General features: G+C 39.4%; 18 protein-coding genes. 6 read left to right on the top strand and 12 right to left on the bottom strand.

Annotation, left to right across the window (positions count from 1 at the left end):
• The first annotated feature begins 158 nt into the window (after positions 1–158).
• From ESB04_RS12585 to ESB04_RS03735, 4 genes are all read left to right on the top strand, one after another.
• Complete coding sequence (locus ESB04_RS12585) at positions 159–374, top strand: hypothetical protein (protein WP_205749468.1); 216 nt, start codon at positions 159–161, stop codon at positions 372–374.
• Positions 371–655 carry an SDH family Clp fold serine proteinase gene (locus ESB04_RS12580; protein WP_205749473.1) on the top strand — a complete coding sequence of 95 codons (285 nt, stop codon included), beginning with the start codon at positions 371–373 and terminating at the stop codon, positions 653–655. The genes ESB04_RS12585 and ESB04_RS12580 overlap by 4 nt, the downstream gene beginning before the upstream one ends.
• A gap of 71 nt (positions 656–726) precedes the next feature.
• Positions 727–984, top strand: coding sequence for a hypothetical protein (locus tag ESB04_RS12575; RefSeq protein ID WP_205749467.1), 258 nt, complete (start codon positions 727–729; stop codon positions 982–984).
• Between the two features lie 5 nt (positions 985–989).
• Positions 990–1,193: a hypothetical protein gene (locus ESB04_RS03735; RefSeq protein ID WP_129026382.1), complete on the top strand. Its 204-nt coding sequence runs from the start codon at positions 990–992 to the stop codon at positions 1,191–1,193.
• A 149-nt stretch (positions 1,194–1,342) separates the two neighbouring features.
• Here the strand turns inward: ESB04_RS03735 and tsf are convergent, their stop codons facing one another.
• The 11 genes from tsf to ESB04_RS03680 form a co-directional block, all read right to left on the bottom strand.
• A complete protein-coding gene (tsf, locus tag ESB04_RS03730; protein WP_129026381.1) occupies positions 1,343–2,176 on the bottom strand; it encodes a translation elongation factor Ts in 834 nt (277 codons plus the stop codon).
• A gap of 13 nt (positions 2,177–2,189) precedes the next feature.
• On the bottom strand, positions 2,190–2,999 hold the full coding sequence (gene rpsB / locus ESB04_RS03725; protein WP_129026380.1) for a 30S ribosomal protein S2: 810 nt from the start codon (positions 2,997–2,999) through the stop codon (positions 2,190–2,192).
• Positions 3,000–3,080: 81 nt separating this feature from the next.
• On the bottom strand, positions 3,081–3,470 hold the full coding sequence (rpsI, locus tag ESB04_RS03720) for a 30S ribosomal protein S9 (protein ID WP_129026379.1): 390 nt from the start codon (positions 3,468–3,470) through the stop codon (positions 3,081–3,083).
• Between the two features lie 39 nt (positions 3,471–3,509).
• Positions 3,510–3,953, bottom strand: a complete 444-nt coding sequence (rplM, locus tag ESB04_RS03715; protein ID WP_129026378.1) for a 50S ribosomal protein L13 — start codon at positions 3,951–3,953, stop codon at positions 3,510–3,512.
• A gap of 228 nt (positions 3,954–4,181) precedes the next feature.
• On the bottom strand, positions 4,182–5,525 hold the full coding sequence (gene accC, locus ESB04_RS03710) for an acetyl-CoA carboxylase biotin carboxylase subunit (protein WP_129026377.1): 1,344 nt from the start codon (positions 5,523–5,525) through the stop codon (positions 4,182–4,184).
• 48 nt (positions 5,526–5,573) lie between these two features.
• Positions 5,574–6,047 carry an acetyl-CoA carboxylase biotin carboxyl carrier protein gene (gene accB, locus ESB04_RS03705; protein WP_129026376.1) on the bottom strand — a complete coding sequence of 158 codons (474 nt, stop codon included), beginning with the start codon at positions 6,045–6,047 and terminating at the stop codon, positions 5,574–5,576.
• A 66-nt stretch (positions 6,048–6,113) separates the two neighbouring features.
• The gene (gene efp, locus ESB04_RS03700; protein WP_129026375.1) at positions 6,114–6,677 is read right to left on the bottom strand and encodes an elongation factor P; all 564 of its coding nucleotides are present in this window, start codon (positions 6,675–6,677) and stop codon (positions 6,114–6,116) included.
• Positions 6,678–6,692: 15 nt separating this feature from the next.
• Complete coding sequence (locus ESB04_RS03695; protein WP_129026374.1) at positions 6,693–7,694, bottom strand: beta-ketoacyl-ACP synthase III; 1,002 nt, start codon at positions 7,692–7,694, stop codon at positions 6,693–6,695.
• A gap of 23 nt (positions 7,695–7,717) precedes the next feature.
• Positions 7,718–8,662: a phosphate acyltransferase PlsX gene (gene plsX / locus ESB04_RS03690; RefSeq protein ID WP_129026373.1), complete on the bottom strand. Its 945-nt coding sequence runs from the start codon at positions 8,660–8,662 to the stop codon at positions 7,718–7,720.
• Positions 8,663–8,789: 127 nt separating this feature from the next.
• Complete coding sequence (gene rpmF, locus ESB04_RS03685) at positions 8,790–8,978, bottom strand: 50S ribosomal protein L32 (protein ID WP_129026372.1); 189 nt, start codon at positions 8,976–8,978, stop codon at positions 8,790–8,792.
• Between the two features lie 22 nt (positions 8,979–9,000).
• Positions 9,001–9,579: a YceD family protein gene (locus ESB04_RS03680; RefSeq protein WP_129026371.1), complete on the bottom strand. Its 579-nt coding sequence runs from the start codon at positions 9,577–9,579 to the stop codon at positions 9,001–9,003.
• Between the two features lie 62 nt (positions 9,580–9,641).
• Here ESB04_RS03680 and ESB04_RS03675 point away from each other — a divergent pair, with 62 nt between their 5' ends.
• A complete protein-coding gene (locus ESB04_RS03675) occupies positions 9,642–10,277 on the top strand; it encodes a phosphatase PAP2 family protein (protein ID WP_129026370.1) in 636 nt (211 codons plus the stop codon).
• The gene (locus ESB04_RS03670; protein WP_129026369.1) at positions 10,255–11,913 is read left to right on the top strand and encodes an ArnT family glycosyltransferase; all 1,659 of its coding nucleotides are present in this window, start codon (positions 10,255–10,257) and stop codon (positions 11,911–11,913) included. The genes ESB04_RS03675 and ESB04_RS03670 overlap by 23 nt, the downstream gene beginning before the upstream one ends.
• A 1-nt stretch (position 11,914) precedes the next feature.
• Here the strand turns inward: ESB04_RS03670 and ESB04_RS03665 are convergent, their stop codons facing one another.
• Positions 11,915–12,334 carry a nucleoside-diphosphate kinase gene (locus ESB04_RS03665; protein WP_129026368.1) on the bottom strand — a complete coding sequence of 140 codons (420 nt, stop codon included), beginning with the start codon at positions 12,332–12,334 and terminating at the stop codon, positions 11,915–11,917.
• Between the last annotated feature and the right edge of the window lie 17 nt (positions 12,335–12,351).

Raw genomic sequence — 12,351 nt, 5'->3', positions numbered from 1 at the left:
TTGTTAAAAATAAACATGTTGATAATTCTTCGAATGATTTAATTGATCGATTTTAAAAGAAGTATTTATTATTTAAAATTGGCTAAACATAACATAATTTAATGAAACCAAATGTTCATAATACGATTAAGCAATTATAATTATTAGGAGAAAAACTTTTGGCATTGGAAAGTCATTTAAATGCTGATGTATTTTCATACAGTGGTCAAATCGTAGATGGTTTAGAAAATTCCATTCTAGATTTGATTGAGGATTTAGCCAAGGATAATGAAAAAAAGAAGGATAGACTAATTGTGATATTGACAACTCCAGGGGGTAGCGCAATTGCGGTTAAACGTTATGTAAATATCATAAGGCAACATATGATGAAATAGTTGATTTTATTATTCCAAATTATGCTTATAGCGCAGGAACTATATTTTGTATGAGTGGCGATAATATTTTTATGGATTATTTCTCAGTATTGGGGCCTATAGATCCACAAGTTCAAAATAAAGAAGGTAAGTGGGTGGCTGCTTTAGGTTATTTGGATAAGGTGCATGAAGCAATTGAAAAATCATCTAGAGGGGTATTAACAGATGCCGAATATTTGATGATTAAAGATTTGGACTTGGCAGAATTAAGGAGTTACGAACAAGCAAAAGATTTGACATAGATTTGTTGAAAAAGTGGTTAGTGAAATATAAATTCAAAAATTGGGATATTCATTCTACCTCTCTACAATATATGGGTCAGCTTGTTACATTGGAGCAAAAGGAATTGAGAGCAGAGGAAATCGCAAAAGAATTAAGTAACAATAGTAAATGGAAATCACATAGTCGACCAATTAATATTGATGCATTAAAAGAACTTAAACTTAAAATTGAAGATTTTTCAAGCGATCTTACTTTAAGAAATTTGATTAGAGATTATTGTGATTTACTATCAGATTACATAATTAGTAATAATCTTCCTATTTTTGTTCAAACTAGAAAATTCGTTTAAATGATATGAAAACAGAACTTAGTATAGTTGCGCAATTTGAATTATTAATTGAGAAGGAAAGGGATACTCTGATTAAAAGGCAGTCTTTCCAAAAGTTAAATGAAGCTAATAATCGCCATAACCATTTAATTGAGACAGGGGTAATTAAAAAGCGAGGTTATACACTTCGAGGTATCGAGGATGTACATTTATACAGGAGGAAGATTTAGTAGGAGAGTTAGTTTCAAAAGTAGATAAGCGGCCAGAAGAATCATCACATGGCTTTATGGTCTATTTTTTTTGAGATATTGAGACTGTTTAAAACAATGAGAGGCTGCCCTTTTGAGGCAGCCTCTTTAATATTTCGGTGGTTTTGGAATTATGCCAAAGCCACACGTTTGAAAGTTGAGATAGTCAACCCTTTTTGAGTTTGCTCTAACAACTGACGAATGTTGATGGATGAGTCTTTTACGAATTGTTGGTTCAACAAAGTAGATTCTTTGTAGAATTTCTCCAATTTACCTATCGCAATTTTCTCTAACATAGCTTCAGGCTTACCTTCTTGGCGAGCTTGATCTTTACCGATCTCTATTTCGCGTTGGATTGTTTCAGCATCTACACCATCTTTATCCAAAGCAACTGGCTTCATAGCAGTGATTTGCATCGCGATATCTTTACCTACTTCAGATACATCGGTTCCTTCAACACCTTCAAATGCTACTAATACACCGATTTTGTTGTTGGAGTGGATGTAAGATACTACTTTCTCTGCATCGATATTCTCATAAGCAGCTAAAGAGATTTTCTCTCCAATTTTACCAGTCAATTCAATGATGTGACCTTCTACCGAACGACCATCTGAAAGTGGCTCCGCTAAAAGAGCAGATACACTTGGAGCGTGTGATTTAACGGCAGCTTCCAAGATGCTTTGTGCTAGGTTATTGAAATCAGCTACTTTAGAAACAGGCTCTGTTTCGCAAGCTAAAGCGATTAATTTACCATTAGAATGATCAGCTGAAAGAGCAACGAGTACTACTCCCTCGTTGGTTGCATTTTCAGCACGTTTGGCGGCTACCTTTTGACCTGCCTTACGAAGGATATCAATGGCTGCTTCAAAATCACCATCAGCTTCTGTTAAAGCTTTCTTGCAATCCATCATTCCGGCGCCAGTCATTTGGCGTAATTTATTAACGTCTGCGGCTGTAATTGACATTTTATGAATATGTTTATTCTTGTTCTGCTTCTTTTTCGTACTTAGCGGCTACTTTAGCAGCTTCTTGTGATTCCTCATCAGCGATACGCTTTGATTCCTCTTCTTCTGCTAAACGAGCATCATCCTTATCTTGCTTTCTTTCAGCTAAACCTTCTTCGATAGCTTTACCAATCGCAGCTGTAATCACAGCAATCGACTTGTAAGCATCATCGTTAGCAGGAATAGGGAAGTCCACTAAATCTGGATTTGAGTTAGTATCGCACATGGCGAATACCGGAATACCTAATTTCTTAGCTTCTTCTACGGCGATGTGCTCACGCTTAACATCTACCACAAAAAGAGCGGCTGGAAGGCGAGTTAATTCGGTGATACCACCAAGCACACGCTTCAACTTTTCTTCTTCACGAGTCATCATTAAACGCTCACGCTTAGCCAAGGTTTTCACAATAACTTCATCCTTCAGCATTTTGTCAATACTGGACATTTTTTTGATTGACTTACGTACGGTGGCGAAGTTGGTCAACATACCCCCTAACCAACGGTCAGTAACGTAAGGCATCTTTAATTTCTCTGCTTCAGCAGTTACTACTTCTTGCGCTTGTTTCTTAGTAGCTACGAACATGATCTTACGACCAGAACGAACGATAGCACGCATAGCAGCAGTTGCTTCATCTAAACAAGAAAGTGTTTTATTTAAATCGATGATGTGAATCCCGTTTTTTTCCATGAAAATGTAAGGAGCCATTTTCGGGTCCCACTTACGGGTAAGGTGTCCAAAGTGTACACCAGCATCTAATAATTCATTGTAGGTTAATTGTGCCATTTTTTGAGTTTAAGAATGAGGAAAAATAAAAATGTGGAAAAGGCATCGGCAACAGACAAGCCCTTTCCACGCAAGGTTAGATTAACGCTTAGAGAATTGGAATCTTTTGCGCGCCTTTCTTCTACCTGGTTTTTTACGTTCTACCATGCGTGGATCACGCGTTAAGAAACCTTCTTTTTTCAAAGGAGAACGTAATTCCGAGTCTTGCGTTTGCAATGCACGTGAAATAGCTAAGCGCAAAGCTTCAGCTTGTCCCTTGATTCCACCACCATCTACGTTAGCGGTTACATCATAAGAACCTAATGTGTTGGTTAAAGCGAAAGGCTGATTAACGACAATCTGAAGAATTTCAGATGGGAAGTAATCAGTCATCGTACGGCCATTGATTTTAATCTGGCCTTTACCAGGGGTCATTGAAATACGGGCAATTGCCGTTTTTCTTCTACCGATTTTGCTTGTTAATTCTGCCATTTGATTGAGGATTGACCTATTTTCGGGTCATATTGTCCGTTAAAACTTTATTTCTTTTGGTTGTTGAGCTGCGTGTGGATGTTCACTACCTGCATACACGAATAGGTTGGTGAATAATTCACGACCCAAACGATTTTTAGGTAACATACCTTTTACCGCAGATTCTATCACACCGCGTGGGTTCTTAACTAACACCTCACGTGGAGTAGCAAAACGCTGTCCACCTGGATATCCTGTGTGACGGATGTATACCTTATCAGTCAATTTCTTTCCTGTTAAGCGAACTTTCTCCGCGTTGATCACAATGACATTATCACCACAATCTACGTGTGGAGTGTAGGATGGCTTGTGTTTGCCACGAATAATTTTTGCGATTTCAGAACATAAACGTCCTAAAACTTGATTTTCAGCATCTACCACCACCCAGTCTTTCTGTACTGTAGCCTTATTGGCGGAGATGGTTTTGTAACTTAAAGTATCCACTATAGTATTGTTTAACTGTTGAATCGCACCTTTTAGACCACGGAATTTGTCTTAAGGATTTGATTATGACCTATTTTGCAACTAAACGGGCATTCAATCGAAAAATGGGAGTGCAAATTTAGAAATTCATAGACTAATATCCAAGCGAGATATTAAAAAATAATCTTGATGCTGTAAAAACAAAAAAGGAGGCCTAGGCCTCCTTTTTTGTTTTTAGCAAAATACTGCCTATAGATTGCTTAGATCGAAGCTTTCCATAAAGGCGGTGGTGAATTTACCCGATTGAAAACCAGGATCATCCATCAGTTTTATATGGAATGGAATGGTTGTCTTGATTCCCTCAATAACAAATTCCTGTAAAGCACGCTTCATACGTAATAACACCTCTTCTCTACTTTGTCCACTCACAATTACTTTCGCAATCATGGAGTCGTAGTTTGGAGGAATGGTATATCCGGAATACACATGTGAGTCAATTCGTACCCCATGACCACCTGGTAAATGCAAGTTGGTTATTTTACCTGGAGATGGACGGAAGCCATTGGCTGGATCTTCGGCATTAATACGGCATTCTAAAGCGTATAATTTAGGGAAGTAATTTTGACCAGAAATAGCTATACCAGCAGCCACTTTGATTTGCTCTTTTATTAAATCAAAATCTGTTACTTCTTCCGTAATTGGGTGTTCCACCTGAATACGGGTATTCATTTCCATGAAATAGAAGTCGCCATTTTTATCTACTAGAAACTCAATTGTACCAGCGCCCTCGTATTTGATGGCTGCCGCACCTGCGATGGCCGCAGCACCCATGCGCGTACGTAAATCTTCTGATAAAGCAGGAGATGGGGTTTCTTCACATAATTTTTGGTGACGACGCTGAATAGAGCAATCACGCTCAGATAAGTGACAAACTGTCCCAAATTTATCTCCTACTACTTGGATTTCGATATGGCGAGGTTCTTCCACGAATTTCTCCATGTACATACCATCATTTCCAAAAGCTGCAGCAGCTTCCATTTTGGCATCGTTCCAAAGCTTCACAAATTCTGATTCTTCACGAATGATACGCATTCCTCGTCCACCTCCACCAGCGGTGGCTTTAATGATCACGGGGTATTTAATTTCTTTCGCCAATTCAATAGCTTCCTCTACTGTATCTAAAAGGCCGTCTGATCCAGGAATAACAGGAACTCCTGCTTTTTTCATGGTATCTTTGGCTGTAGCCTTATCTCCCATGGCATTGATCATTTCAGCAGAAGCTCCGATGAACTTGATTCCATGTTCTTCACAAATGCGAGAAAATTCTGCATTTTCAGATAAGAAGCCATATCCAGGGTGGATAGCATCTGCACCTGTAACTTCAGCGGCAGAAATAATGGCAGGAATACTTAAATAGGATTGTTTGCTAGGCGGAGGTCCAATACAAACCGCTTCATCAGCAAAGCGTACATGCAAGCTATCTCGATCAGCGGTGGAAAAAACGGCAACCGTTTTGATGCCCATTTCCTTGCAAGTACGAATGATACGAAGGGCAATCTCCCCGCGATTCGCAATGAGTATTTTTTTAAACATAGTAATTCTTTTTTGTGGCTATAATTCCTTGAAATCAAGGAGCCTTCTTTAAGCTTTTTCTACCAAGAAAAGTGGTTGGTCAAACTCTACTGGAGTAGCGTTTTCTACTAACACTTTGACAATTTTGCCTGAAACTTCTGCATCAATCTCGTTGAACAATTTCATGGCTTCAATCATACAAACCGTTTTACCTGGTTCAATGCTCGATCCTACCTCCACATAATTATCTTTATCCGGTCCTGGAGCTAAATAAATCGTTCCAATCATCGGGGATTTAACTGTATATAAATTATCAGCTGCAGGAGCTGGGGCGCTTGGTGCTGCAGTGGCAGGTGCAGCGGCTACAGGAGCAGGAGCAGCGGGTGCAGGAGCAGCCATTGGGCTATGTACAACTTGTACTTGTGGCGTAGCTTCGCCATGTTTTTTAACCGAAACTTTTAATCCTTCTGTTTCGATACTAACCTCAGCTAAAGGTGATTTTGCGATATAATCGAGTAATCGCTGTATTTCTTTGGTGTCCATTCTTGATAGTATTAGGTTTACCTGCTTGTAATGTGGTACAAATGTAATAAAAATGAGATAAGCTGTTTATTTTACACGCTCAGCATAAGCATAAGTACGAGTGTCAACTTTGATTACTTCGTCCTGTTCAATAAAAATAGGTACTGTAATCGTTGCACCTGTCTCTACAGTTGCAGGTTTTTTAGGCGAGTTAGCCGTATCTCCACGAACTCCCGGCTCTGTGTAAGTAACTTTTAATTCTACAAACGGAGGTAATTCACAAGAAATGGCCTCATCATTTTCTGTATTGATTAAAATCTCAACTTCCTGTCCTTCCTTCATCAAATCAGCCATCACCACTAAATTTTCATTTAATAAGATTTGCTCAAATGATTCATTATCCATGAAATTGAATCCATATTCATCTTTATAAATGAATTGGAATTTTCTTCTCTCCACACGAACTGGATAAATAGTGACCCCTGAGTTGAAAGTATTATCAATAACTTTTCCAGATGTCAATGATCTTAATTTAGTACGTACGAACGCAGGACCTTTGCCTGGTTTTACGTGTAAGAATTCGACGATAGAATATAGGTCATCATTGTACTTGATCACCATTCCATTTTTAATGTCTGCTGTAGTTGCCATGTATGTAATGTAAAATTATTTCGGTTGGTAAGCCCACTTCACATAAGCAGATGCCCAGGTAAAGCCTCCGCCGAATGCTGCTAAAATTAAATTATCTCCTTTTTTTAATTGATTTTCATAGTCCCACAAGCAAAGCGGAATTGTGGCGGCTGTGGTATTCCCATAGCGATGAATATTCAACATCACTTTATCTTCTCCAATATTCATTCGATTGGCTGTGGCATCTATGATGCGTTTGTTAGCTTGGTGTGGTACTAAAAAGGCAATATCATCACCTCTTAGTTGATTTCTCTCCATGATCTCTGCTGAGATATCTGCCATGCGAGTAACGGCAAACTTGAATACCGATTGACCTTCTTGACGAATATAATGTAGTTTTTGGTCAATAGTCTCATGGGTAGGAGGATAGGCACTTCCGCCACCTTTTTGCATCAAGCTTTCGCATCCTTCTCCATCCGACTTTAAGATAAAGTCTTGAACCCCCATGCCATCTTCCGTTGGCTCTAGCATGACCGCTCCTGCACCGTCACCAAACAAAATGCAAGTGGTTCTGTCAGAATAATCTACGATAGCCGACATTTTATCAGCACCTACCACAATTACTTTTTTATAACGTCCTGATTCAATGAAGGCGGTTCCTGTTCCTAGGGCATTCAAAAAACCGGAACAAGCGGCGGCTAAATCAAAAGAAGCCGTTTCGCGAATTCCGACTGCTTTACAAATTAAATTGGAGCAAGAAGGGAAGAAATAATCTGGGGTAACGGTGGCACAGATGACCAAATCAACCTCATCAGGTTGGGTATTCGTTTTTTTAAGGAGTTCTGTAACGGCTTTAGCACCCATGTATGAGGTACCTAAACCCTCTCCTTTTAAAATTCTACGCTCTTTGATGCCTGTTCGAGTGGTTATCCATTCGTCGTTCGTATCAACTAACTTTTCTAATTCTTCGTTGGTCAGCACATAGTCTGGAACGTATCCTGCTACTCCCGTAATGGCTGCGTTTATTTTATGGGTCATGTTTCTTTAACCTAAATCTTGTTTTATTTATTCTCGATGATGCCCTTGATTTTTTCGCAGACCTTCGATTCTACCACGGATTTACATAATCCAATCATATTTTTAATGGCCACCGGGCTTGATGCACCGTGGGCAATAATCACATTACCATTGATGCCAATGATTGGACTACCTCCGTATTTTTCATAATTCGTATTTTCAATAAACTCATTGCTCATTCCTTGGTCTTTCATAATGTTATAGATGGATTCTCCCATTTTTAACATGATATTACCTGTAAAACCATCCGTGACAATCACATCGGCTTTACCTTTGAAGAAATCTTTTCCTTCAATATTTCCGATAAAATTGATTTTGGGATTGGCTTTCAATAAAGCGTGGGTGGCTTGAGCTAAGATAGAACCTTTCTGTTCTTCTTCTCCGATGTTGATTAATCCAACGCGTGGAGATGATTGACCCGTTGTTGCCTCGAAATAGACAGAACCTAACAGGGCAAATTGTTCTAACATTTCCGGTTTGCAATCGGCATTTGCCCCAATGTCCAACATCACCGCATATTTTCCATTGGTTTGAGGGACAAAGCCTGCAATGGCGGGTCTTTGAATACCCTCAATGGTTTTAACAGAAAATAGGGAACCCACCATCATGGCTCCTGTATTACCTGCTGAAGCAAATACATCCGCTTTAGCCTCCTTTAAAAGACCAAACCCAATTCCTATGGAAGAATTGGGTTTTTGGGATAATGCTCTGGTAGGATGCTCACCCATTTCAATCACTTGATCGGCGTGAACAATTTTAATTTGTGTTCCTACGTATTGATACTCATCCAAGATGGCTTGGATGGTATCTTTGGGACCTACCGCTAGAATAGTTTCGTTGTTGGAAAGACTGGGAAGCGCTAAAAGTATACCCTCTACCACTGCTTTCGGAGCAAAATCTCCGCCCATCACGTCGACAGCTATCTTCATCTAATTATGTTTAATTACTAAAGCTTGGGGCAAAAATAGTATTAAATTTAGTCAAAAAATAGCATTTTAACGGGATATTTTCGCTAAAAGCAAAAATAAGTTCTTTTCCTCACACAAAGGGATTAGACTATGAAGAATAACCCTCAACAATCATTTTTCCTTTGTAGTATAAGTTACCCTCATGCACGTGTGCACGGTGGAATAAATGAGTTTCTCCTGTTTGGCTATCCACAGCTAATTGTCTTGGAGTGCTAAAATCGTGAGAACGTCTTTTGTCACGGCGTGTGGTGGAAATCTTTCTTTTAGGATGTGCCATTGTATGTAAATTGAATTAATTTCTAAATATTATTATCACTTAATTTCTTTAATGCTGCCCAACGTGGATCTATTTCTTGCTCCTGAGTTTCTTGGATTTCTGACTCCTTGGCAGTGGTATATAAAAATTCATCTGCGGTGGAATCGTCGTTTGCTTTTACAAACCTAGGATGTAATTTTTTCATAGGTACTTGTAGAGCTATGAAATCAAATAAATCCTGCGATAAATCCAGTTTTGGCTCTTTTCTGTCAATCATAAACAGATTGTCGCCCAAGTCCTCATTATGATCCCCATATTTATAAATCAACTTTTCTTGAACATCCAAAGGAAATTCAAATTCCTCATTGGATCGATCGCAAATTAAATTTAAATGGCCTTTGATCTTCATCAAAACCTGAATCATGGTGGCAGATTTTTGTAATTCAACTTCTGCCTCAAACTTGCCTTTTTGTACCCATTCCTGCTCAAAAGCCTCAAAAAACTCATCTCCGCCCTCAAAGCTATATCGATACGATTTGTCTTCTAGGGAAATGATAGGTATCTGGTAGACATCCAATACTTTCATTGTCTCTTGGGTAAAAAGGATTGCAAAATTAGTCATTTTTTTGGAAACAGCAAGGCTAAGCTTGAAGTATTTGATAAAATCTTCCGACCTTTGAAGCTATGAATCGAATACCCGCCTCCTTACGAGCATTTGCCTACACGTGGTTGATCTTTGAAGTACTGGCTTGGACATATTCCCTAGCTTTTTCTCGTTTCGATCAAGTCCGATGGATCAATGAGGCCCATCAACCTATATTTGATGTTGTATTCCGAGCATTGACCAGTTTGGGAGAGGTGATATTGGCCTTAGTTTTTGCCCTATTCCTTTTTTTTAAAAGAAAGAAATGGGTCTTACCTTATTTAGCCTCTTATTTACTTTCTACGCTGATCACACAGGGCTTAAAGCACTCCATATTTGCGGGATGTTTGAGACCGTATGCTTATTTCCGTAATGAGGCCTATGATTGGTATACTGTACCCGGGGTATTTATCAATGAATTCAATAGCATGCCATCGGGGCATACGGCTGCGGCTTGGTTTATGTTTTTTTGGATGGCTTTATTTCTCAACAAACCTATCGGAGCTGTCTTAATGGGCCTTCTGGCCTCTGGCGTTGCCCTTTCTCGGGTATATTTGTTTCAGCATTTCCCTATTGATACTGCGGTGGGGGCCTTCATTGGCCTACTAAGTTCTATGTTATTCTATTGTTTATTTGTAGTTAAAAAAACAACTGATGATGTCCTTCCTTCTGCGTAAGCCCTATCTTTTTTGGTTTATTCTGGGTGCCCTGGTGTATGTTCCTTTCCTAGGCGCAAGTCATTTGTTTGATTGGGATGAAATAAATTTTGCTGAGTCTGCCAGGGAAATGATTCAATCTGGAGATTATTTAAGCGTGCAAATTAACTTCAAGCCTTTTTGGGAAAAGCCTCCCTTATTCATTTGGTTTCAGGCTCTGAGTTTTCTATTCTTCGGTATTTTTACGGAAAATGCCTGGGTGAGTATGGAATTTGCTGCTCGCTTTCCCAATGCCTTGATAGGAATTAGTACACTATTGACCCTCTACCAGATTGGTGCCAAGCATTTTTCTCCTAAAATGGGTCACCTTTGGGCTTTTTCTTATTTGGCTGCGATTACACCTCATGTGTATGCTAGTTCGGGTATCATAGATCCATTATTTAATTTATTGATCTTCCTGGGGGTCTATTACTCAATTCAGTCGTTCTGGAAAAACTTCGCCAGCAAAGAATTACTAATTTCAGCTGTTTTAATAGGCCTGGCATTGTTAACCAAAGGACCTGTGGCCTTATTGATTTGGGGCCTTACTGCCCTAGTGTATGTGCTTTTGAACCGACAAGAGTGGCTTCGTTGGCAGGCATGGTTCAGGGCCTTAGCTTATGTCAGTATTATTGCTATCGTGTTTTTTGTTTCCTGGTATGGCATCATTGCCTGGAAGTTTGGTACGGGTATTATAGCTGATTTTTTTGCCTATCAAGTTCGCTTGTTGACCACTGGTGATGCAGGGCATGGACAACCATTTTATTACCATGCCTTGGTCTTATTATTTGGTTGTTTTCCTGTCTCCATTTGGGCCATTAGTCCCCTGATTTCCCGCAAATCCGAGCTCAATTTGGCTACGCTAGAAGAGAAAGATTTAAGTGTTTGGTTCCGAATTTTATTCTGGGTAGTTCTCATTTTATTTAGCTTGGTGAAAACTAAGATTGTCCATTATTCCTCTTTGTGCTGGATTCCTATCAGCTTTTTTTCCGCCCGGGTTTTGTACGATTGGGATTTGGGGCTAAGCACTTGGAAAAGAGTATATAGCGTGGGTCTATTGATAGTCGGGTTTATTTTATCGTTTGTTCTCTCCTTAGTTCCTTATATTGGCTCCCATACCGACATGTTTATCCCCTTAATTAAGGATAAATTTGTTCAGGGTAATTTACAGGTCCCTGTGTATTGGTCTGGTTATGAAGTGTTTATAGGAATAGGATTTGCCGTAGCCATAGTGTATTGGATGCTAGCCAAAGGAGCTTTGACCCCTAAGCGAATTTATGGATTGATGGGAACAGGCATTGTCTTCATCATGTTATACATGGCGGTGGTAGTACCTAAAATAGAAGGTTATACTCAGGCTACGGTGATTGATTTCTATGAATCTAAAGTGGGGCAAAAAGTGTATATAGAGACGGTGGGTTTTAAGTCGTTTGCCCATTTGTTATATTTTCAAAAGCCAAGTAAATCCCCAGATGGGGAGACTTTATTGAAGAAGAAGACCGTGGATAGACCCACCTTTTTCATCATGAAAAATGATGTAGATGATGCCATGAGGTACCATCCTCACATCACATTCATGAAAGAGGAAAACGGTTTTTTATTCTTTAAGCACAAGTAGACTAGGCCAATTCCTTTTCTGAAAAGAAGAAAGCAGCTTCAATGGCGGCATTTTCATCTGAATCAGAGCCATGAATGGCATTGGATTCCAGCGAGCGAGCGAATTGCTTACGAATGGTTCCTTCTGCAGCTTGTTCTGGGTTGGTAGAACCAATCAGCTTACGGAAATCTTCCACTGCATTATCTTTCTCCAATACCATAGGAATGATGGCTCCGGAGCTCATATAATCACACAAACTTTGGTAAAAAGGACGCTCCGCATGGATGGCATAGAACTTGCCAGCTTCTTCTTTACTCAAGTGAACTTTTTTTATAGCAATGATCTTGAAACCAGCGGCTTCAATTTGCTGAATGATGGGACCAGAGAATCCATCTGCCACAGCATCAGGCTTAATCATGGTAAATGTGCGATTTGTAGGCATGCTAAAATTTTTATTCA

It is taken from the genome of Aquirufa rosea, assembly GCF_004118285.1.
Lineage (GTDB): Bacteria > Bacteroidota > Bacteroidia > Cytophagales > Spirosomataceae > Aquirufa > Aquirufa rosea.
This window is presented reverse-complemented; position numbering and strand designations above follow the sequence as displayed.